This window comes from Streptomyces sp. NPDC018263 (assembly GCF_055562575.1).
The window spans coordinates 178,488-199,129 of record NZ_JBVHFA010000003.1 but is presented as its reverse complement, the minus strand read 5'-3'; the positions used below and the strand labels follow the sequence as shown (position 1 = coordinate 199,129).

Genomic DNA, 20,642 nt, shown 5'->3' with positions numbered 1-20,642 from the left:
TCCCCCTCAGACGCCACTGCCGCCGATTGCCGTTTTTCCGCTTCCGTATACCTTGACCTGGGCCCACGGGTGCAGAGTCGCGTAGCACCCGTACTTGAGCACACACAGGTCGACCTCTCGCTTCATCTTGGATGAAGCCGAATTTGCCGGTGTGGCCGACTTGGTGTCGGTGATCCTCTTCGCCCCGATCTTGACCTGCATCACGCTGCTGGACTCGTTCGTGAAGTCGTCGTAGCGCTCGCCCCATGCGCGGACCTTGCCGCCGCCGTAGTTGAACCTGGCGTAGGTGTGGTAGCGGAAGATGATATCGCCGCTGTAGCTGCGGTGGGTGTAGGTGATGTGGGTCATCTTCCATGTCCCGCCCGTGATCCTCGGGCTGATGCCGCTGGTCCCGGGCTCCACGTCCGTCTCGGCCGGAGTGGTGACGACCTCACCGGGGACACTGAGCTCGGCGTCCGGGCCGGGCATGACCTCTGCCACCTGCTCGGGGGTGAGCGGTTCTCCGTTCGCCGGCCCCACAGGCTGGCCGCCGGCCGTGAACATCACGGAGTTCGTGGTGACCTCCTGGGGCCGTGTCACGTCCTCGACCACGGCGGCCAGTTCTGGAACGGAACGGATGAGATCGACGTCGGCCTGTGTCCAGGTGCCGTCATTGTGACGCTGGAGCGCTGCGGTGATCTGCGCATCCGTGGGCGTGGCCGCCGCCTGCGCGGACGGCGCCAAAGTGACGGCCAGCGCGGCAGCCGCAACTACCGCGGAAGCGACAGCAGAAATTCTGGTCGTGCAAATTTCCTTGAGCATGAACCCCCCAGTTCGGAATAAGAGGCGAAAGTGAGCCTACGATCCAGCAATAAGTTGAAAGCTGAATCTTCGGCCGGTCACCACCTTCGCGCTCGGTAGTCAGACACTATGCGAGTGATCCGTCGAGCGGGAACGGGATGCCTTTTATCTGAGGAACATCTGAGCTTCGCCGCGACTCGAAGTACAGTGATGGTGAATTCGAAGCAGAAGCGGCACTTTGTCCAGCTCGACAGGCACTCTTAGGGCAGCATTGCTTGCCGTATGTCCTTCTTGTGATGCTGAGGGCGGCCGGAAGGGGCCGTGCCCAATTCGGGGCGGTCCCTGCTTCGGTTCAGTCGCCGGTGAGTTCCTCGACCATCTGCAAAGCGTGGGCGTTGGCGGCGGAGACGATTGCTCGGGCGGCTTCGGGGTCGTGGGCGGAGAGGGCGTCGACCAGGTCTATGTGGCCGGCCCATAGGCGGCCGCGGACCTCGGGGAGGCGGCGGAGGTGCTGGACGGCGCAGACCCAGGAGCGGACGCGGAGGCGGTGAAGGAACTCCGCGAGGTAGGGGTTGCCGAACAGCACGCTCAGCTCGCGCCAGAAGCGGAGGTCGTACCCGATGAGGACGGTGAGATCGCCGGCCGCGTTCGCCCGCTGGGCCTCCTCGCCGCGACGCCGTACCGTCGCGAGCGCGGCGGCGGTGTCGGGGTCGTCGGGGTTCGCGAAGGCGGAGTGGCCCCGGCTGAGGACCCGGAACATGCCCTCGGTCACCAGCGAGCGGGCCTCGATCATGCCCCGGTAGTCGTCCAGGGAGTACTCGGGGACGCGGAAACCCCGGTGGTGGTCGGCCTCCAGCAGGGCCTGCGCCGAGAGGTCGACCAGGGCCTCGCGCACCGGCGTCGCGGAGACCCCGTACAGGTCCGCGATCTCCTTCACCGTGAACGCCCGCCCCGGCAGCAGCCGCCCGGCCAGCACCTCGTCACGCAGCGCGTCGGCGATCTGCTGTCGCAAGGTACTGCGCGTCACAGCGCCGTAGCCGGGCATCGTCCCGGAGTCTCCTCACACGGATGGGTGCGGTACTCGTACGCACGTGCCTATTTCCACTACCTCTTACGAGCACGTCACCTTACGCGTTCACCCCTGCCGGGCATCAGCCCCGGTGCCCTTTATGTGTGGGGGGATGCTGTGTGGGTCGCTTTAGGCGAGGCCGGGCCGACGTGCGGCGCCGCCGGCCCGGCCTGTTCAGCTAGACGTGGTGTATTCGTCCGCCGTGGCCAGCGCGGCGTCGAGCGCCGCCAGGCCCTCCTTCAGTTCCGGTTCCGTGATGTTGCACGGGGGGACCACGTGGGTGCGGTTCATGTTGACGAAGGGCCAGAGGCCGTTCTTCTTGGCGGTGGCGGCGAAGGCGGCCATGGGGGCGTTGGCCTCCCCGGACGCGTTGTAGGGGACCAGGGGCTCGCGGGTCTCGCGGTTCCTGACCAGTTCCAGGGCCCAGAACATGCCCGTACCGCGGACCTCGCCCACGCTGGGGTGGCGCTCGGCGAGGGTGGCGAGGGCGGGGCCGAGGACCGTCTCGCCGAGGTGCCTGGCGTTCTCCACGATGCCCTCGCGGGCCATGACGTTCAGCGTGGCGACCGCCGCCCCGCAGGCCAGCGGGTGCCCGGAGTACGTCAGGCCGCCGGGGTACGGGCGCTTGGCGAAGGTCTCCGCGATGGCACCGGAGATCGCGACACCCCCCAGGGGCACGTACCCCGAGTTCACGCCCTTGGCGAAGGTCATCAGGTCCGGGACGACCCCCGAGAGGTCCGCCGCGAACCACTCACCGGTACGCCCGAACCCGGCCATCACCTCGTCCAGGATGAAGACGATGCCGTTGCGGTCGCAGATCTCGCGGACCCCGGCGAGGTAACCCGGAGGCGGGACCATGATCCCGGCGGTACCGGGGATCGTCTCCAGGATCACCGCCGCGATCGTGCCGGGGCCCTCGAAGGCGATCGTCGTCTCCAGGTGCTCCAGCGCCCGCGCGCACTCCTGCTCCTCCGTCTCCGCGTAGAAACGGGACCGGTACAGGAAGGGCGCCCAGAAGTGGACCACGCCCGCGCTGCCGTTGTCCGACGGCCAGCGGCGGGGGTCGCCGGTCAGGTTCACCGCCTGCTGGGTGCCGCCGTGGTACGAGCGGTACGCCGAGAGCACCTTGGGGCGGCCGGTGTGCAGCCGGGCCATCCTCGTCGCGTGCTCGACCGCGTCCGCGCCGGCGTTGGTGAAGAAGATCTTGTCCAGGTCGCCCGGTGTGCGTTCCGCGATCAGCCGCGCCGCCTCCGAGCGGGCCTCCACGGCGAAGGCCGGGGCGAACGTCGTCATCTTCGCCGCCTGCTCCTGGATCGCGGCGACGACCTCCGGGTGCTGGTAGCCGATGTTCGTGAACACCAGTCCGCTGGTGAAGTCCAGGTACCGCTTGCCGTCGTAGTCCCAGAAGTACGAGCCCTCCGCGCCCGCCACGGCCAGCGGGTCGATCAGGTCCTGCGCGGACCAGGAGTGGAACACGTGCGCCCGGTCGGCGGCCTTCACGGCGGCACCGGTCTCGGGGTCGGGGGTGGGGGTCTGCTCCGGGTTCGGCTGAGGCGTCATGCGGGTGAGGGTAGGGGGTGGGGGCGTCGTGGCGACATCGGCGGACTGTTGTGGGCGGGGGCGGGATGCGCGACAGGTTGTCGTGAGTGGGGGCGCTTTTCGCGGGGCGCGGCCTTGTCCCGTATGCCCGCACTATTCTCGGGCCGTCGGCGCGCTTCGGGGGAAGGTGGTTGCGTCATGCGGGAGTTGGGGCCGGGGGAGGACTGGGACTGGGTGTTCGGTGCGGGTGGGGGTTCTGGGGCGGGCACCCGGCCTCCGGCCGGGTCTGGGTTCCCACCCGCACCACCCGTACAACTTTCGTCGTCGGGTGCGGGTGGCCCTTGTGGGGCGGATTCGCCGTCGGCGGGTGCGGGTGGGGGTGGAGCCGGCTCGTCGGTGGGTGCGGATGCGGGTGTGGGTGCGGGTTCTGGGGTGGGCACCCGGCCTTCGGCCGGGTCTGGGTTCCCACCCGCACCACCCGTGCAGCTTTCGTCGTCGGGTGCGGGTGGCCCTTGTGGGGCGGATTCGCCGTCGGCGGGTGCGGGTGCGGGTGCGGGTGCGGACGCGGGTGCGGGAGCAGGTGGGGGTGGCGTGGTGTCGGCTGGGGGCGGGGGGCAGGGGGGCGGACGGGGTTCCGTGGGTGCCGGTGAGGGGCGGGAGCATGCGGCTGTGGGGGATGGGCGGGGGTGGGCGGTGGCCGCGTACGGGCATCCGGAGGTGAACGGGGATGCGCGGGACCGGCGGTCGACGTGGTTGCTCGTCGTGGCCGCGCTGGTCGTCGCCCTGGGGGCCGGGGGAACCCTGTACACGTTGCTGCGGGGCGGTGGGGTCTCGGAGACGGCGACCGTCGTGCCCGGCCCCGCCGGGGGAGACGTACCCGAGCGCTACCTCGGCAGGTGGGAGGCCCGGGTCGACGGGGCGGGCACGCACCGGCTCACCCTGACCCAGGGGCGGGTCGGCGAGCGCGTACTCACCCTGGTCGCGGACGGGGCCGACCAGCACTGCGTCTTCGCCGCGACCCTGGCCCGGAAGCCGGACGCCGGGGGAACGTTACGGCTCACCGCGGCCACGGTGACCTCCGGAGCCCCCCTCTCCTCCTGCGCCCCGGGCGCCCCCACCACCCTCACCCTCTCCCCGGGCGGCCGCCTGAGGCGGGCGGGGCCGGCCGACGCGGAAGCCGTCACGTACAGCCGGGTCGGCGCAGTGGGAAGCGGGACGGGATGACGCCGTACCCCGTGTGCTTGACCCCTCGCGGGGCAGCGGCGCTCCTGCCGGGATGTCCCAGCGCGGCTTCGCCGAACCGGTAGGCCGCACGACCCGCACCCGCCCCCGGCGGAGCCGTCAGCGGGGGTCCGGGGGGCGCTGGCGGGGCATGTTGGGGCGGGCGCCCGGGGGCGGGGGGAGGTAGCGGGAGACCGGGGCGGGGTCGGCGGGGCGGGACGGCGGCGGCGGAGGTGTCAGCGGTGGACGCCCGCCCCGGAACTCCTGCATCCAGTCCGACGTCTCCGTACGGACCAGCTCCGTCACGTCCTCGGAGAAGCGCCGCAGAATCCCGAGGCAACGTTCCGCCGCCTCCCCCGCGGTGCCCTCCGCGGGGCCCAGCACCTCACGCGCGCTCTCCGACGCCCAGTCGAACTGAAGCGCCTGCAAGCGCCGTTGGACCGCCTGAGCCGTGGCGACATTCCGCATCCACCCCGAGGTCAGCCCGAAGCACCGGTCCGCCCCGGCGCACGCGGCCCCCAGCAGCAACGCCAGGTACCCCCACGGCGCACACCCCGCCACCGCCCCGGTCGCGTCCAGCAACGGCAACGCCGCCCCGACCACCACCCCCGCGGCCGTACCGCCCCGCAGCCCCCGCGCGGCCCGCCGCCGCCACACCCGGTCCGTGAGATACCACTCCGCCGTCCGCAGCGCCCCCCGCTCCACCCACCGGTACAACTCGTCCAGCCGCTCCGCCGGCTGCCCCCAGTCCCCGAGCGGCAACGGGCGCCCCACCAGATCCCCGGGCAGCGGGCCGGCCGCGTTCCGCCCGCTGAACCGTGGCCCTCGCGGGCCGCGCCGGGACACGTCCGCACCCGTATCGTCCGGCCCAGAGGCGTCCGTACCCCGGTCTTCCGGCCGAGGCCCGCTCACGTCCGGATCACAGGACCGCACCCCGTCCGCGCCATGGTTCTCCCGCGGTGACCCGTCCAGACCGGGGCCGCCCGGCCACCACCCGTCCCCACCCGAGCCGCCCTGCCGCGAGCCGTCCGTACTCCGGTCACCCCGCCACACCCCGTCCGCACCCGGGCCGCCCTGTCGCGAGCCGTCCGTACTCCGGTCACCCCGCCACACCCCGTCCCCACCCGAGCCGCCCTGTCGCGAGCCGTCCGTACTCCGGTCACCCCGCCACACCCCGTCCGCACCCGGGCCGCCCTGCCGCGAGCCGTCCGTACTCCGGTCACCCCGCCACACCCCGTCCGCACCCGGCCCGCCCGCCGAAGACCCCTCTGTGCCCGGGGCGCCGCCCGGACCGTCCCGCCGCGCTCCCTGAGCGGATGCGGGATCGTCGGGTTGCTGCTCCGGCTGACCCACCCGGTACTCCCTACTGAACACGAACACCGATCGCGCGGCCGTCACACCCCGTGGCGGCGCGAAGTGTCCTTCCTACCGCTCAACGGGTGGCGGGGAGCCGGGTTCGCGGGGTGGTACGCCCGGAAGAGGGGGTTGATCAGGTAGGGGGCCGGAGGCGGGCTCACCCGAAAGAGTGACAGGGCGAGGGTCGCGTGGACCACGTAGGCTCGTGCCGAGCAGAGAAGCGGCCTGACAGGCAGCAGACAGGCAGCAGAGGCAGCAGACAGACAGGAGACACCCCGTGATTCCCGGTGGCGGCCAGCCGAACATGCAGCAGTTGCTCCAGCAGGCCCAGAAGATGCAGGCGGACCTCCAGCGGGCCCAGGAAGAGCTGGCGAACACGGAGGTCGAGGGCCAGGCGGGCGGCGGTCTGGTCAAGGCGACCGTGACCGGCTCCGGCGACCTGCGCGCGCTGAAGATCGACCCGAAGGCCGTGGACCCGGAGGACACCGAGACCCTCGCGGACCTCGTCGTCGCGGCCGTCCAGGCGGCGAACGAGAACGCGCAGGCCCTCCAGCAGCAGAAGCTCGGCCCCCTGGCCGAGGGACTCGGCGGCGGCATCCCCGGTCTGCCTTTCTGAGGCCGGGGCAACTACCGTACGTACCGCAAGGTCTTGAAGGAAAGGCAGTCCGTTGTACGAAGGCGTGGTCCAGGACCTCATCGACGAGCTGGGGCGGCTCCCCGGCGTCGGTCCCAAGAGCGCGCAGCGGATCGCCTTCCACGTCCTCCAGGCCGAGCCGACGGACGTCAAACGGCTCGCGCACGCCCTCATGGAGGTCAAGGCCAAGGTCCGCTTCTGCGCGACCTGCGGAAACGTGGCGCAGGAAGAGCTGTGCAACATCTGCCGCGACCCGCGCCGCGACCTCTCGGTGATCTGCGTGGTCGAGGAGCCAAAGGACGTCGTGGCCATCGAGCGCACCCGTGAGTTCCGGGGCAAGTACCACGTCCTGGGCGGCGCGATCAGCCCCATCGAGGGCGTCGGCCCGGACGACCTGCGGATCAGGGAACTCCTGGCCCGCCTCGCCGACGGCACCGTCACGGAGCTGATCCTCGCCACCGATCCCAATCTCGAAGGCGAGGCCACGGCGACGTACCTCGCCCGCATGATCAAGCCCATGGGTCTGAAGGTCACCCGCCTGGCCAGCGGCCTCCCGGTCGGCGGGGACCTGGAATACGCGGACGAGGTCACCCTCGGCCGAGCCTTCGAGGGGAGACGACTCCTAGATGTCTGACGCCACGCTGCACGCCACGTCGCAGAACCCGGACGACTTCGCCGTCCAGATCGCCGACCAGGTCGAGAGCTTCCTGGTCGCCGTCACCGAGGTCGCCAAGGGCGACGAACCCGGTTCCACCGTGCCCTTCCTGCTGCTGGAGGTCTCCCAGTTGCTGCTGGCCGGCGGCCGCCTCGGCGCGCACGAGGACTTCCTCCCCGACGAGCGGTACGAGCCCGACCCCGGCCCCGAGCCGGACGCGGACGGCCTGCGCGAGAACCTGGCCCGCCTGCTGGAGCCGGTCGACATCTACTCCGAGGTCTTCGACCCGTACGCGCCCCGCACCGCGCCGGTCGCCGCCCGGATCTCCGACGACCTCGCGGGCATCATCACCGACCTGCGCCACGGCATGGCCCACTACCGGGCCGGCCGCACCGCCGAGGCGCTGTGGTGGTGGCAGTTCTCCTACTTCTCCAACTGGGGTGCCACCGCCTCCGCCGTGCTGCGCGCCCTGCAGTCCGTCCTCATCCACGTCCGCCTCAACCAGCCCCTGGAGGAGCTGGACGGCCTCGACACCGACCAGGACCTGGGCGACGAGGCGCTGGAGAGGGAGGCCGGACGCGTCATGGCCGAGGAGATCGGCACGCCGCTCGGCATCCGCCAGGTGCGCTGACCGCGGCGCTGTGACGCGGGGCACTTTTCGCGTGGTCCGCGTGGTGCTGGGCAGGTTCGGGACCGGGCGGACGGTGTCTCACCATGCGGGAGCGCGATGGTGGATTTCGGACGCTCGATAGACTGAGCCGACACAAACGAACCGAGCGAGGAGCGCACGTGGGCCTTGTCGTGCAGAAGTACGGAGGCTCCTCCGTAGCCGATGCCGAGGGCATCAAGCGCGTCGCCAAGCGGATCGTGGAAGCCAAGAAGAACGGCAACCAGGTGGTTGTCGTGGTCTCCGCGATGGGCGACACGACGGACGAGCTGATCGATCTCGCCGAGCAGGTGTCTCCGATGCCTGCCGGACGTGAATTCGACATGCTGCTGACCGCCGGAGAGCGTATCTCCATGGCCCTGCTGGCGATGGCGATCAAAAAGCTGGGCCACGAGGCCCAGTCGTTCACGGGCAGCCAGGCAGGGGTCATCACCGACTCGGTCCACAACAAAGCCCGCATCATCGACGTCACGCCGGGCCGCATCCGCACCGCGCTCGACGAGGGCAACATCGCCATCGTCGCCGGTTTCCAGGGTGTGAGCCAGGACAAGAAGGACATCACCACGCTGGGCCGCGGCGGCTCCGACACCACCGCCGTCGCGCTCGCCGCCGCGCTCGACGCCGAGGTCTGCGAGATCTACACCGACGTGGACGGCGTGTTCACCGCCGACCCGCGCGTGGTGAAGAAGGCCCGGAAGATCGACTGGATCTCCTTCGAGGACATGCTGGAGCTGGCCGCGTCCGGCTCCAAGGTGCTGCTCCACCGCTGCGTGGAGTACGCCCGCCGGTACAACATCCCGATCCACGTCCGCTCCTCCTTCAGCGGGCTGCGCGGCACGTGGGTCAGCAGCGAGCCGATCGAGCAAGGGGAACAGCAGGTGGAGCAGGCCATCATCTCCGGTGTCGCGCACGACACCTCCGAGGCCAAGATCACCGTCGTCGGCGTGCCGGACAAGCCGGGCGAGGCCGCGGCCATCTTCCGGACCATCGCGGACGCCGAGATCAACATCGACATGGTCGTGCAGAACGTGTCGGCCGCCTCCACGGGCCTGACCGACATCTCCTTCACCCTGCCGAAGACCGAGGGCCGCAAGGCCATCGACGCGCTGGAGCGCAACCGCCCCGGCATCGGCTTCGAGTCCCTGCGCTACGACGACCAGATCGGCAAGATCTCCCTGGTCGGTGCCGGGATGAAGACCAACCCGGGTGTCACGGCCTCCTTCTTCGAGGCGCTCAGCGACGCGGGCGTGAACATCGAGCTGATCTCGACCTCCGAGATCCGCATCTCGGTCGTCACCCGCGCCGACGAGGTCCCCGAGGCCGTCCGCGCCGTGCACACCGCCTTCGGGCTCGACTCCGACACCGACGAGGCCGTCGTCTACGGGGGCACGGGCCGCTGATGGCACGCACCGGTCGCCCGACACTGGCGGTCGTGGGGGCGACCGGAGCCGTAGGAGCGGTGATGCTCCAGATCCTGTCCCAACGGGCGGACATCTGGGGCGAGATCAGGCTGCTCGCCTCCCCGCGCTCGGCCGGCCGCAAGCTGGCCGTGCGCGGGGAGGAGGTCGAGGTCGCCGCCCTCACCGAGGACGCCTTCGACGGCGTCGACGTCGCCATGTTCGACGTGCCCGACGAGGTCTCCGCCCAGTGGGCGCCGATCGCCGCCGCGCGCGGCGCGGTCGTGGTCGACAACTCCGGCGCCTTCCGGATGGACCCCGAGGTGCCGCTGGTGGTCCCGGAGGTCAACCCGCACATGGCCCGGATGCGGCCGCGCGGGATCGTCGCCAACCCCAACTGCACGACCCTGTCGATGATCGTCGCCCTCGGCGCGCTGCACGCCGAGTTCGGGCTGCGCGAGCTGGTGGTCTCCTCGTACCAGGCGGTCAGCGGGGCCGGGCGGGCCGGGATCGAGACGCTGCGCGCGCAGTTGTCCCTGGTCGCGGGCACCGACCTGGGCACCGCGCCCGGTGACGTACGGCGTGCGGTGGGCGAGCTGACCGGGCCGTTCCCCGAGCCCGTCGCGCTCAACGTGGTGCCCTGGGCCGGGTCGCTGCGCGAGGACGGCTGGTCCTCGGAGGAGATGAAGGTCCGCGACGAGACCCGCAAGATCCTCGGCCTGCCCGCCCTGCCGGTCGCCGTCACCTGCGTACGGGTCCCGGTGCTCACCACCCACTCCCTCACCGTCCACGCCCGCTTCCAGGACGAGGTCACCGTGGCCGGCGCCCGCGAGATCCTCGCCACCGCCCCCGGCGTGGTCCTGTGCGACGACCCGGCCGCCGGGGAGTACCCCACCCCGGCGGACGTCGTGGGCACCGACCCCACCTGGGTGGGCCGGGTGCGCCGGGCGCTGGACGACCCCACCGCGCTCGAACTCTTCGTCTGCGGCGACAACCTGCGCAAGGGCGCCGCCCTCAACACCGCCCAGATCGCCGAACTGGTGGCCGCCGAAATGATGTGAGAATCCTGTGACACTCATGGGATTCTCCTGGGGAATGTGGCCGGAACCATGGTCCAAACCACTTGTACCCGGCCTTCGTCACGACAGAGGATTTCCCTCCCAGTTCTCCGCAACCGCGCGAGCACCGGGAGCGTCTTTGCCCTCACCCTGGTGCGGCGGGACGTGGATTCCGGGCGCGGGGCGTCGCGGTGGGGCGTGGTGACGCCCTTTCAACTAGGCGTAGGGGAAGAGCGGGACGCATGGCGGCACTTGAGGAACTGTCGGTCGTCGTGAATGTGACGCCCGGCACGTACAACCCTGTCGGGGGTACGCGTGTCCAACTGGCGTGGCAGAGGTACTCGAACTCGCACCGGCTCTCTTCGAGCCGGGCGTATCCCCAGCAGCCCGTGGCGCGGCGGCGCTCCGGCCGCCCCGTGCGGCACTCCGTCCGCGTGTGCCCGGCGGCATGCCGGTGATCGCGCCGATGCCCGCAGCGCGCCCGACCCGCATACCCGGCCAGCGCGACGGAGCCGACGACACCGCGGGTGACGCGGCCGCCGGCACCACCGTCGACCATCTCACCGAGACCTACCGGGCGCACTACCGCTCCCTGCTCGGTCTCGCGGCCCTGCTCCTGGACGACACCGCCTCTTGCGAGGATGTCGTGCAGGAGGCGTTCATCCGCGTCCACTCGGCCCGCAAACGCGTCCGGGACAAGGAGAAGACCCTGGCGTACCTGCGCCAGACGGTCGTCAACCTCTCCCGGTCCGCGCTGCGCCGCCGCATCCTCGGCCTGAAGCTGCTCTCCAAGCCGATGCCGGACATGGCGAGCGCGGAGGAGGGCGCGTACGACCAGCTCGAACGGGACTCGCTCATCAAGGCGATGAAGGGCCTTCAGCGCCGCCAGCGCGAGGTGCTGGTGCTGCGTTACTTCGCGGACATGACGGAGGCCCAGGTCGCCGAGACGCTCGGCATCTCGCTGGGCTCGGTGAAGGCGTACGGCTCACGGGGCATCGCCGCGCTGCGGGTGTCCATGGGGGCCAAGACATGAGCGAGCACGACGAGCCGGCCGACGAGTCAGCCACGGGGGCCGACCGGAACGACAAGCCGACGCACGCTGGGAACGAAACTGTGAACGACGGCAGCCGCCGGGAGGAGTCCGCCCGTCCGGACGCCTCCGCCGAAGCGGAGACACGGAAGCTGGACGGGCTCGACGGACTCGACGGGCTCGAACGGCTGCTGGAGCTGAGCGGCACGTCGTCGTCCGGCTCCCAGCGGGCCGGCCGGGGCATCGAGGCCGACGGCCTGGACGACGGCCTCGGGGCGGACGAGCAGGCGCTGCGGCGGCTGCTGCATTCCGCCGTGGAGGACGTGGAGCCCCGTACCGGCTCGCTGGAGCATCTGCGGCGGGCCGTTCCCGCGCGGCGGGCCCGCAAGCGGCACGCGGCGGTCGGGATGGCGGCGGCGGCGCTGCTGCTCGGCACCGCGATCCCGGCCCTGGTGCACGTCTCCGACACGTCCGGCACCGACCCCAACACCGCGATGGCCGGCCAGTCCGAGTCGACGCAGGGCACCGAGGGCAAGGGCCGTACCTCCGACGGCGCCACCGGCGACACCCGTGGCAGCACGGGCGGCACGCCCGGCACCGGCAAGGGCGGCGGGAAGAAGGACGAGCCCGGCAGGAAGGGCGACGACGCGTCCGGTCCGCCCGGCGCCGCCGACCCCTCGGCGAGCCTCGCCTCCGGCACCCCGAGCTGCACCCCGGCCCAGTTGGGCGTCACGGGCAGCGCGAGCGGACCCGACTCCGCCGGCGTGGTCTACGGCACCTTCCGGGTCGCCAACGTCTCCGGCACCGCCTGCACGGTCACCGGGGCGGGCCAGGTCGGCGCGGTGGCGGTGGGCGCGGCCGACCAGGCCAAGCTGAGCGTGGCCGCGCATGTGTCCGGCGACGCGGCGAGCGGGCTGCCCGACCCGGCGCTGTCGGTGTCCTCCCTGGTGCTGCGGCCGGGCGGCGCGTACGCGGAGAAGTTCGCCTTCGTGCCGTCCGAGACCTGCCCGGTGCCGGGCGGCGGCGACAGCACCACCGGCGGCAGCGGCTCGGCCACCGGCGGGCCCTCGCCCGACCCCTCGCCCAGCGGTGACACGGGCACGACCGGCACCACGGACAGCGGCACCGGCGGTGCGGTCGGCGCGGCCCCGCAGCTCCTCACGGTCGACGGCCCGGCCGACGGCAGCGTGCAGGTCACGTACAGCGCGGCGTCCGGCGCGGCGGCGACGGCGGCCGTCCCGAACGCGTGCGCGGGGACGGTGTACTACACCGGGATGCAGTCGGAGAGCTAGACCTTGGCGGGGGTGCCGGCGTCCTCGGGGGCGCCGGCGCCGTCCGTCACCAGGCCCAGCTCGGCGTCGCGGACGGCCTCGGCCTCGCGGCGCAGCAGGCGGAACCACATGAAGACCACGAAGCCGGCGAAGACGAACCACTCGCCGGTGTAGCCGAGGTTCTGGAACGCCTTCAGGTCCAGCCCGGTCCCGACGGGCGCCGTCGCGGGCACCGCCTTCATCCCGGCCTCGCCCCGGTCGAGGGTGACCCAGGCCGCGTACAGCTTGTCCGGCACCAGGTTGACCAGGGAGGCCGGGGCGATGGCGTTGGTCTGCCCGGCGGGCAGTCCGCCGGTCGCGGGGACGCCGTTGCTGCCCGGTGACTCGGGGGCCTGGAGCGCGCCGGTGACGGTGACCTTCCCGGCCGGGGGCTTCGGTGCCTTCGCCGCGTCCGCCGTGCCGGGCAGCCAGCCCCGGACCACCGGGAGGGACTCGCCGTTCGGGGTGCGCAGCAGGGTCACGACGTAGAAGCCGGTCTTCCCGTCCAGCTCACGGCCGGGCGAGAGCAACTGCCGGCCATACTCGCCGCTGACCACGACCCGCCGCCCCGAGGTGGCCTTGTCCACGGGCAGCATCCGCGCGAGCGGCACCGCCTCCTGGTGGCGGGAGTCCGCCGCCTGTTCGGTGGCGGTGCGATGGTCCTGCACCCGCCCCTCGAACCGGCTGAGCTGCCACGACCCCATGAACACGCAGAACGGGATGGCGAGCAGCACGAAGACGTTGATGCCCCACCAGCGGGGTGTCAGCAGAAACCGGTACACCCCCCAAAGGTACGGCGCCCCCTTTGTCACCTTCACTCCGGCCCCGCGCCCGGCCGGCCCCGCGCCTCATCGCCCAGCTCAGGGGTGTCCCGTAGGGCGTCGGGCGGGTGATCCTAGGGGGCATGGACAAAGCTGACGAAGCTGTGGAGATGCCCGACTGGGAGAAGCGGTTCCGCGCGCCGAGGGTCTCGCTGCCGGACTGGGCCGAGGACGCGCCCGACCGCTCGCTGTTCGTGTCGAACGCGACCGGCACGTACGAGCTGTACGCGTGGGACCGCGCGACCGGTGCGCAGCGGCAGGCCACGGACCGGCCGAACGGCACCACGGACGGTGTGCTCTCGCCGGACGGTGAGTGGATCTGGTGGTTCGACGACAAGGACGGGGACGAGTTCGGGGTCTGGCGCCGCCAGCCCTTCGGGGGCGGCCCCGACGAGACCGCCGTACCGGGCCTCGCGCCCTCCTACCCGGCCGGGCTCGCCCTCGGCCGCGACGGGCGGACGGCCGTGATCGGCCGCTCGACCGACGAGGACGGTACGACGATCCACCTCGCGCGCGCCGGTGAGGCGCCGGTGGAGATCTACCGGCACCGCGAGTCCGCCGGCGTCGGCGACCTCTCGCACGACGGCACGCTGATCGCGATCGAGCACACCGAGCACGGCGACGCCATGCACAGCGCCCTGCGCGTGCTGCGCCCGGACGGCGCGGCCGTCGCCGACCTGGACGACACGCGCGGCGGCACCGAGGAGCTGGGCCTGGAGGTGCTGGGCTTCGCCCCCGTCGACGGCGACACCCGTCTCCTCATCGGGCACCAGCGCCGGGGCCGCTGGGAACCGCTGGTCTGGGACGTGGCGAGCGGCACGGAGACCGACCTGCCGCTGGACCTGCCCGGCGACGTGGCCGCCGAGTGGTACCCGGACGGCTCCGCCCTGCTGATCGCGCACGGCTTCGAGGCCCGCAGCGAGCTGTTCCGCTACGACCTCGCCACCCGCGAGCTGGACCGTATCCCCACCCCGCCCGGCACCGTCTCCGGGGCGACCGCCCGGCCCGACGGCAGCGTGGAGTACCTGTGGTCCTCCGCCGCCGAGCCGCCGGTGGTCCGCTCCACCGGCGGGCAGGTCGTGCTCGACCCGCCCGGCCTGAAGAGCCCGCCCTCGGTCGCGGTGGAGGACGTGTGGGTGGACGGCCCCGGCGGCCGTATCCACGCTCTCGTCCAGAAGCCCGCCGGGGCCACCGGCCCCCTGCCGACCGTGTTCGACCTGCACGGCGGTCCCACCTGGCACGACAGCGACTCCTTCGCGGCGGGCCCGGCGGCCTGGGTGGACCAGGGGTACGCCGTGGTCCGCGTCAACTACCGGGGCTCCACCGGGTACGGGCGCGCCTGGACCGACGCGCTCAAGCACCGGGTCGGCCTGATCGAGCTGGAGGACGTGGCGGCTGTGCGCGAGTGGGCCGTCTCCTCCGGCCTCGCCGACCCCGAGCGCCTCGTCCTCACCGGCGGCTCCTGGGGCGGCTACCTCACCCTGCTGGGCATCGGCACCCAGCCGGAGGCGTGGACGGTGGGCATCGCCGTGGTGCCGGTCGCGGACTACGTCACCGCGTACCACGACGAGATGGAGGCGCTGAAGGCCATGGACCGCACCCTCCTGGGCGGCACCCCGGAGGAGGTCCCGGACCGCTTCGCCGCGTCCTCCCCGCTGACCTACGTCGACCAGGTCAAGGCGCCCGTCTACATCTCCGCCGGCGTCAACGACCCCCGCTGCCCGATCCGCCAGATCGACAACTACGTCGAGCGCCTCCGCGACCGGGGCGCCCCGCACGAGGTGTACCGCTACGACGCGGGCCACGGCTCCCTGGTGGTGGACGAGCGGATCAAGCAGGTCCGGCTGGAGATGGACTTCGCCCGGCGGCACCTGGGGGGTTCGGAGAAGTAGGGAGTCTCTGAGAAGGAGGGAGTCTCTGAGAAGGAGGGGGCTCAGCCTCCACCGGGACGGTTCAGCCGAGTTCCGCCAGCCCCCGGCGCGTCGCCGCCACCACCACCCGGTCTTCCTTCGTGAGGAGGCGGTCGGGTGGGGCGTCGGGGGCGTTCTCCACGGCGAGGGCGCGCCAGACGCCGGGCTGGAAGGCGGACGCCAGGGTGCGGCCCTCCAGTTGGGGGCGGTTCGCCACGTCCACCGACGCGAAGACGAGCACCCGGCGTTCCACCGGGACCGCGCCCAGGACGCGGCGGCCCAGCATGGCTCCGGCGAAGGCGGGGGCCGAGAGGTAGGAGACGCTGCGGCTGCGGGTGGTGGCCAGCGGGTGGGCGACGCGCAGGGTGCGGTACACGGCGGTGGCGAAGTCGTCGTCGTACAGGCGCAGTACCGCGCGGAGGTCGGGACGGACCCCGCGCGCGTACAGCACCGCCTCCAGATTGGTGGTGTCCGAGCTGGTCACCGCGAGGAGGGCGTGCGCGCGGTGGATCTTGGCCGCCTCCAGTACGCCCTCCTGCGTCACGTCCCCGATCACCACCGGCACCCGCAGCCGCCGCGCCACCGCGAGCCCGCGCGCCTCCGGGTTGCCCTCCACGCACACCACCGGCACGTGCAGCTCGCGCAGCCGGATCAGCACCCGCGTACCGATCTTCCCCAGCCCCAGCAGGACGACGTGCCCGCCTAGCCCGCGCGGTGGCTTGCGCAGCGCGGACTGCGTACGGAAGGTGCCCAACCCCTCCAGCACGGCGGCCAGCAGTACCGGGAGGAGCAGCAACCCGACCAGCCCGGAGAGGAGTTGGAGGATCTGACGCCCCAACGGCTCGCCCAGCGCGGGATCGTCGATGGCGAACAGGTCGAGCAGGGTCAGATAGAAGGCTCCTACGGGGTGGATGCCGGTCACGATCGACAGGGCCACCGCGAGCGCGATCACGCAGCCCGCCAGTACCGCCAGCGACCATCTCAACTGCTTGGAGAACAGGGAGGAGAGGGGTGGCACGCCGCCCACGCCGCGTCCGTTCCCCGCCGCCGCGCCCTCCGCCGCCGAGAACCGCTCCAGCATCACGCGGGACCGGCCGCCCGCCCGCCGTACCTCCTCGTCGTCGGGCAGCAGCACCGGCCCCTCGTCGTCGCCCTCGGCGGACAGCAGGGCGAGCGTGCACAGGCCGGGCAAGGCGGGGCTGCCGGCCGGGGGCGCGACCCGTTCCACCGCGCGCAGCAGCAGCCCCTCCGCCTGGATCACCTTGCCGGTACCGGCGACGGCGGTCGCGGCGAGCGCGGGCGCGGCGGTGTCGGCGTCGGAGAGCACGGAGGTGGCCGCGTCCCGCAGCGCTTCCTCGGACTGGCCCACCAACACGGCCGCCTGATCGAGGAGTTCCTCGATGTGCTGACCCAACCGCCGGTTGTACAGCCGCAGTACGAGACGCAGGCGCGGATTCAGCCGCCGGGCGGTCAGCGCGGCACGGATGTTGGTCTCGTCGTCCTCGTACACCAGCGCCAGTGCGGCCGCCCGCTCCACCCCCGCCTCCGCGAGCACCTGCTCGGTGAGGAACTCGGCCTCCAGCACCCGTTCCCCGCCCGGGTGTTGGGACACGGTGTTCGAGCCGCCGCCCGGTGCGGGCCCGCCCCGGCCGACCGCCACCGAGACCACCCGGTCGAAGAGCGCGGCGGGAGCCGACCGGGGCCGCCCGACCACCGGCCGCCGCGCGGTGCGCGCGTTCGGCGGCACGACGAGGACGACCTGCTCGCCGTAGACTCCGCGCAGCTCGGCGGACAGCCGGTGCGCGAGACCGTCGTCCCCGCCCACCACCATCGGCGCCGACGCGCCACCTGAACCGCCCTGATACGGAACGCTGTTCGCCACGAGGGAAAAGACTGCCCCAAGAAGGCGGCCGGTTCCAGCGATCACCTGAACGGCCCCACCCGCGGCCGCGTACGCCCTGGCAGCCGCACCCAGCCGGAGGTCCTCACCCGTGGCCATCACCGAAGACGCCCCGCCGGGCACCGAGCCGCCCGGCGAACGGTCGGGCGGTACCGGTACCCGGCTCAGCTCCCCGCTCGTCCTGACCCTGGTGCTGCTGCTCGCCGTCCTTGCTCAGGCGCCGATCCGGGGCGCGCTCGGCACCCCGGTGATGCAGAGCTGGATGACGGTGTTCGTCGCCGTGACCGTGCAGGCGCTGCCCTTCCTGGTCCTCGGGGTGCTGCTGTCGGCCGCCATCGCCGTGTTCGTCCCGCCCGCCTTCTTCGCCCGCGCCCTGCCCGCCCGGCCCGCGCTCGCCGTACCGGTCGCGGGCCTCGCGGGCGCGGTGCTGCCGGGGTGCGAGTGCGCGTCGGTGCCGGTGGCGGGCGCGCTGGTGCGGCGGGGGGTGACCCCGGCGGCCGCGCTGGCGTTCCTGCTGTCCGCGCCCGCGATCAACCCGATCGTGCTGACCGCCACGGCCGTCGCCTTCCCGGACAACCCGGAGATGGTGCTCGCCCGGTTCGCCGCGAGCCTGCTGGTGGCCTGCGCGATGGGCTGGCTGTGGCAGCGGCTCGGCCGCGCCGACTGGCTGCGCCCACCCGCGCACGGCGCGCACGAGGGCGAGACGAAGGCGGAGACCTTCTGGAACTCCGTACGCCACGACACCATGCACGCGGGCGGCTTCCTGGTCCTCGGGGCGATGGCCGCGGCCACCCTGAAGGCGGTGGCCCCGGCGGAGTGGCTGCGCACGGCCGCGGGCAACCCCTTCCTCGCGGTGCTCGCCCTCGCCGTACTCGCCGTGGTGCTGTCCATCTGCTCGGAGGCGGACGCGTTCGTCGCCGCGTCCCTCACCGACTTCTCCCCGACGGCCAAGCTGGTGTTCCTGGTGGTGGGCCCGATGATCGACCTCAAGCTGTTCGCCATGCAGACCGGCACCTTCGGCCGCGGCTTCGCGCTGCGCTTCGCCCCGGCCACGTTCGCGCTGGCCATCACGGGCGCGCTGGTCACCGGGGCGGTACTGCTGTGAACCGCCAGGCGCAGGCCGCCGTGATGTTCCTCCTCGGAGGCGCGCTGCTGCACGCGGGGACGACCGATCTGTACCTCCGGTACGTCAAGTCGGGCCTGCGGCCACTGGTGTTGGCGGCGGGGGTGGTCCTCGTGGTGGCCGCGCTGGCGACGGTCCGGTACGAGCGGAAGCGGGGTGGGGGGCGCGGGGGTCAAGGGGGGCACGGGGGTCAAGGGAGTCATGGGGGTCATCCCGAGCCCGGTGTGGCCTGGCTGCTGGTGCTGCCCGTCCTGGCCCTCATCCTCATCGCCCCGCCCGCGCTGGGCTCTTACAGCGCGGTCCGTACGGGTACGGCACTCCAACCCCCCTACGGCCTGGACCCGTTGCCCACCTCGGACCCCGTCCGGCTGAGCGTCGTCGACTACGCCTCCCGCGCCGCCTACACCCACTCCCTGCGCGGCCGCATCGTCCGCGTCACCGGCTTCCTCGCCCTCGACGCCCACGGCGCCCCGTACCTCGTCCGCATGGCCCTCAACTGCTGCGCCGCCGACGCCCAGCCCGTCAAGATCGGCCTCACCGGCCAACTCCCGCCGGTCCTCCGTCCGGACGCGTGGATGGAGGTGACGGGGGTGTACGCCTCGCGCGTGACGCGGGACCCGGTGAACAACGGGGTGATCCCGTATCTCCGGGTGACGTCGGCCCGGCCGGTGGCTGCTCCGGCCGATCCTTATGACGAGACGTGGAACAAGTGAGGGACGCCGGGCCCGGCCGGGCGGAGACGGTTGGGCGGCTCTGGTCCATCTCTCGGACGGCGACGCCCGTCTCCGAGTCCGGGTACTGGGGCGCCGGATGCCGGGAGCGCCTCCGCTGCACGACCTCCTCGACGCGGAGGTGCCTGGCCGGTTCCGGGGTGCGGGTCTTCCTGCCGCTGTGCCTTGAGACCGGCTGGGTCGACGCGCAGCGGAGGTTGCCCCACGGCGTACGGCGGGAGTGGCCGCGCGAGGTTCGGATGACTTCGCCCGGTGCCTGTGAAGGGCGCCGCTGAGCTGCCGACCCGCGGACGGGCTCCCTCGCTCCCCGGAATGGCGCTCCGTGCGCGGCGGTCCGACCTACGCCGGGTGGTCAGCTCAGGCAGAGGACCAGGAGGCAGACGTGGGAGGGGGAGGGGGCGGTGGAGGGGGTCGCCGTGGGGGAGTGCGAGTCCGTGGGGGTCGCGGACTGCGGCTCGGAGGGTGGGGTCGACGGGGACTCGGTGCGCTGGGTGCGCTCGGTGGGGGAGGGCGTCGTGGGGGTGGGCTTCGCGGGAGTGGGGGACTGCTTCGGCGGGGTGAGGCGGGAGACGGGGGTGGTGGAGACCGGCACCGGGTCGTGGGGGAGGGGGAGCAGGGAGCGGGAGTGGGGGTGCGTCGAGGGGGACGCGGACGGGGACGGCTTGGTGGCCTTCGGGCCGGCCTTGTGCGGCGTGGGGGTGCTGCTGGAGCGGGGAGCCGCCGCGGACTTCGGCTCGGCGCTCGTGTGCGGCGGGGTGCTCGGGGCTGGGGTGGGGCGCCCGGTCGGGGGCACCGTCGGGGCCGGGAGGCCGGCCGTGGCCTCGGGGCCCGTACCGCCCATCGGCTGCTCGCCCTGGGCCGCGGTCGGGCGGGTGCGGTCGGCCGGCTGGTGGTTCAGGGCGGCGGCCAGGGTGAAGCCACCGCCGACCAGCGCGACGGCCGTCGCCAGGGCGGCCCTGCGACGCGTCTTCCGCCAGCGGGACTGCTCCCGGCGCCGGGCCGCGCGGCCACTGCCCGAGGCCACCTCGGCCGGACGGCGCGGAACGGCCGGCGGGGGCACCGACCTGCCCTGGCGGGACACGGGTACGTCGTCGTCGACGGGCTGCCGTACGGCGTACGCGCTCGTGCGGACCGGCATCGGGGCCAGGTCCGGGGAGGCGCAGACGCCGCAGCCCGGGCAGACCAGGGCGCCGTTCAGATGCCGACGGCAGGCGGAGCAGTAGTCCATTCGCGGTCTTCCTGGGTCGACGGGCGCGGGTGAGCGCCCGCCACCGTAACGGGACCATCAGCAGAGTGTGTGCGCCCCATGTGGCTCTCCTGCACACATTCCCAGCGGATTCCGAGTGGCCGGAACCTATGTGGCCGGAAGCCGTGTGGGCGTACCTCATGTGGGGCGCACTCCATGTGGTCGAGCCCTGTGTGGCCGCACACCGTGTGACCG

The 20,642-nt window shown here is 72.6% G+C and carries 18 protein-coding genes; 11 read left to right on the top strand and 7 right to left on the bottom strand.

Features of this window, described 5'->3' with window-relative positions:
• Window positions 1–6: 6 nt before the first annotated feature.
• The 3 genes from ACZ3HQ_RS10015 to ACZ3HQ_RS10005 form a co-directional block, all read right to left on the bottom strand.
• A complete protein-coding gene (locus ACZ3HQ_RS10015; RefSeq protein ID WP_467509222.1) occupies window positions 7–801 on the bottom strand; it encodes a hypothetical protein in 795 nt (264 codons plus the stop codon).
• Between the two features lie 331 nt (window positions 802–1,132).
• On the bottom strand, window positions 1,133–1,825 hold the full coding sequence (locus ACZ3HQ_RS10010) for a GntR family transcriptional regulator (protein ID WP_467509221.1): 693 nt from the start codon (window positions 1,823–1,825) through the stop codon (window positions 1,133–1,135).
• A 198-nt stretch (window positions 1,826–2,023) separates the two neighbouring features.
• Window positions 2,024–3,409: an aminotransferase class III-fold pyridoxal phosphate-dependent enzyme gene (locus tag ACZ3HQ_RS10005; RefSeq protein ID WP_467509220.1), complete on the bottom strand. Its 1,386-nt coding sequence runs from the start codon at window positions 3,407–3,409 to the stop codon at window positions 2,024–2,026.
• A gap of 648 nt (window positions 3,410–4,057) precedes the next feature.
• On the opposite strand from ACZ3HQ_RS10005, the gene ACZ3HQ_RS10000 reads away from it, so the two are divergent.
• The gene (locus ACZ3HQ_RS10000) at window positions 4,058–4,612 is read left to right on the top strand and encodes a hypothetical protein (RefSeq protein WP_467509219.1); all 555 of its coding nucleotides are present in this window, start codon (window positions 4,058–4,060) and stop codon (window positions 4,610–4,612) included.
• Window positions 4,613–4,729: 117 nt separating this feature from the next.
• On the opposite strand, the gene ACZ3HQ_RS09995 is transcribed toward ACZ3HQ_RS10000, so the two are convergent.
• A complete protein-coding gene (locus tag ACZ3HQ_RS09995) occupies window positions 4,730–5,455 on the bottom strand; it encodes an SLATT domain-containing protein (RefSeq protein WP_467509218.1) in 726 nt (241 codons plus the stop codon).
• A 787-nt stretch (window positions 5,456–6,242) separates the two neighbouring features.
• Between ACZ3HQ_RS09995 and ACZ3HQ_RS09990 the strand changes: the two genes are divergently transcribed.
• From ACZ3HQ_RS09990 to ACZ3HQ_RS09960, 7 genes are all read left to right on the top strand, one after another.
• Window positions 6,243–6,581 carry a YbaB/EbfC family nucleoid-associated protein gene (locus tag ACZ3HQ_RS09990; RefSeq protein WP_467509217.1) on the top strand — a complete coding sequence of 113 codons (339 nt, stop codon included), beginning with the start codon at window positions 6,243–6,245 and terminating at the stop codon, window positions 6,579–6,581.
• A gap of 52 nt (window positions 6,582–6,633) precedes the next feature.
• Window positions 6,634–7,233, top strand: coding sequence for a recombination mediator RecR (gene recR / locus ACZ3HQ_RS09985; protein WP_467509216.1), 600 nt, complete (start codon window positions 6,634–6,636; stop codon window positions 7,231–7,233).
• The gene (locus ACZ3HQ_RS09980; protein WP_467509215.1) at window positions 7,226–7,885 is read left to right on the top strand and encodes a DUF5063 domain-containing protein; all 660 of its coding nucleotides are present in this window, start codon (window positions 7,226–7,228) and stop codon (window positions 7,883–7,885) included. The genes recR and ACZ3HQ_RS09980 overlap by 8 nt, the downstream gene beginning before the upstream one ends.
• A 158-nt stretch (window positions 7,886–8,043) precedes the next feature.
• Window positions 8,044–9,321 (top strand): aspartate kinase, encoded by a 1,278-nt coding sequence (locus ACZ3HQ_RS09975; RefSeq protein ID WP_030817256.1) that lies wholly within the window; start codon window positions 8,044–8,046, stop codon window positions 9,319–9,321.
• The gene (locus ACZ3HQ_RS09970) at window positions 9,321–10,379 is read left to right on the top strand and encodes an aspartate-semialdehyde dehydrogenase (RefSeq protein ID WP_467509214.1); all 1,059 of its coding nucleotides are present in this window, start codon (window positions 9,321–9,323) and stop codon (window positions 10,377–10,379) included. Before ACZ3HQ_RS09975 ends, ACZ3HQ_RS09970 begins: the two co-directional genes overlap by 1 nt.
• A gap of 325 nt (window positions 10,380–10,704) precedes the next feature.
• Window positions 10,705–11,409, top strand: coding sequence for a SigE family RNA polymerase sigma factor (locus tag ACZ3HQ_RS09965; RefSeq protein WP_167513599.1), 705 nt, complete (start codon window positions 10,705–10,707; stop codon window positions 11,407–11,409).
• On the top strand, window positions 11,406–12,698 hold the full coding sequence (locus ACZ3HQ_RS09960; RefSeq protein WP_467509213.1) for a hypothetical protein: 1,293 nt from the start codon (window positions 11,406–11,408) through the stop codon (window positions 12,696–12,698). Before ACZ3HQ_RS09965 ends, ACZ3HQ_RS09960 begins: the two co-directional genes overlap by 4 nt.
• On the opposite strand, the gene ACZ3HQ_RS09955 is transcribed toward ACZ3HQ_RS09960, so the two are convergent.
• Entirely contained in the window at window positions 12,695–13,498 is an 804-nt protein-coding gene (locus ACZ3HQ_RS09955; RefSeq protein WP_467509212.1) for an SURF1 family protein, read from the bottom strand. The genes ACZ3HQ_RS09960 and ACZ3HQ_RS09955 overlap by 4 nt on opposite strands.
• Before the next feature lie 122 nt (window positions 13,499–13,620).
• Here ACZ3HQ_RS09955 and ACZ3HQ_RS09950 point away from each other — a divergent pair, with 122 nt between their 5' ends.
• Window positions 13,621–15,429 carry a S9 family peptidase gene (locus tag ACZ3HQ_RS09950; RefSeq protein WP_467509211.1) on the top strand — a complete coding sequence of 603 codons (1,809 nt, stop codon included), beginning with the start codon at window positions 13,621–13,623 and terminating at the stop codon, window positions 15,427–15,429.
• Between the two features lie 61 nt (window positions 15,430–15,490).
• On the opposite strand, the gene ACZ3HQ_RS09945 is transcribed toward ACZ3HQ_RS09950, so the two are convergent.
• Window positions 15,491–17,278, bottom strand: coding sequence for an NAD-binding protein (locus ACZ3HQ_RS09945; RefSeq protein WP_467510001.1), 1,788 nt, complete (start codon window positions 17,276–17,278; stop codon window positions 15,491–15,493).
• 160 nt (window positions 17,279–17,438) lie between these two features.
• On the opposite strand from ACZ3HQ_RS09945, the gene ACZ3HQ_RS09940 reads away from it, so the two are divergent.
• Together ACZ3HQ_RS09940 and ACZ3HQ_RS09935 are read left to right on the top strand one after the other, a co-directional pair.
• The gene (locus ACZ3HQ_RS09940) at window positions 17,439–18,452 is read left to right on the top strand and encodes a permease (RefSeq protein ID WP_467509210.1); all 1,014 of its coding nucleotides are present in this window, start codon (window positions 17,439–17,441) and stop codon (window positions 18,450–18,452) included.
• Window positions 18,449–19,183, top strand: a complete 735-nt coding sequence (locus tag ACZ3HQ_RS09935; RefSeq protein ID WP_467509209.1) for a TIGR03943 family putative permease subunit — start codon at window positions 18,449–18,451, stop codon at window positions 19,181–19,183. Before ACZ3HQ_RS09940 ends, ACZ3HQ_RS09935 begins: the two co-directional genes overlap by 4 nt.
• Before the next feature lie 370 nt (window positions 19,184–19,553).
• Here ACZ3HQ_RS09935 and ACZ3HQ_RS09930 read toward each other — a convergent pair whose 3' ends face one another.
• Window positions 19,554–20,429 carry an SCO2400 family protein gene (locus ACZ3HQ_RS09930; RefSeq protein ID WP_467509208.1) on the bottom strand — a complete coding sequence of 292 codons (876 nt, stop codon included), beginning with the start codon at window positions 20,427–20,429 and terminating at the stop codon, window positions 19,554–19,556.
• Window positions 20,430–20,642 lie beyond the last annotated feature (213 nt).

What these genes read in the sequence shown, in the direction of transcription:
- ACZ3HQ_RS10015 (WP_467509222.1), bottom strand. Translation starts at nt 801, where the DNA reads ATGCTCAAGGAAATTTGCACGACCAGAATTTCTGCTGTCGCTTCCGCG.
- ACZ3HQ_RS10010 (WP_467509221.1), bottom strand. Translation starts at nt 1,825, where the DNA reads ATGCCCGGCTACGGCGCTGTGACGCGCAGTACCTTGCGACAGCAGATC.
- ACZ3HQ_RS10005 (WP_467509220.1), bottom strand. Translation starts at nt 3,409, where the DNA reads ATGACGCCTCAGCCGAACCCGGAGCAGACCCCCACCCCCGACCCCGAG.
- ACZ3HQ_RS09980 (WP_467509215.1), top strand. Translation starts at nt 7,226, where the DNA reads ATGTCTGACGCCACGCTGCACGCCACGTCGCAGAACCCGGACGACTTC.
- ACZ3HQ_RS09970 (WP_467509214.1), top strand. Translation starts at nt 9,321, where the DNA reads ATGGCACGCACCGGTCGCCCGACACTGGCGGTCGTGGGGGCGACCGGA.
- ACZ3HQ_RS09960 (WP_467509213.1), top strand. Translation starts at nt 11,406, where the DNA reads ATGAGCGAGCACGACGAGCCGGCCGACGAGTCAGCCACGGGGGCCGAC.
- ACZ3HQ_RS09950 (WP_467509211.1), top strand. Translation starts at nt 13,621, where the DNA reads ATGGACAAAGCTGACGAAGCTGTGGAGATGCCCGACTGGGAGAAGCGG.
- ACZ3HQ_RS09945 (WP_467510001.1), bottom strand. Translation starts at nt 17,278, where the DNA reads ATGGTGGTGGGCGGGGACGACGGTCTCGCGCACCGGCTGTCCGCCGAG.
- ACZ3HQ_RS09930 (WP_467509208.1), bottom strand. Translation starts at nt 20,429, where the DNA reads ATGGACTACTGCTCCGCCTGCCGTCGGCATCTGAACGGCGCCCTGGTC.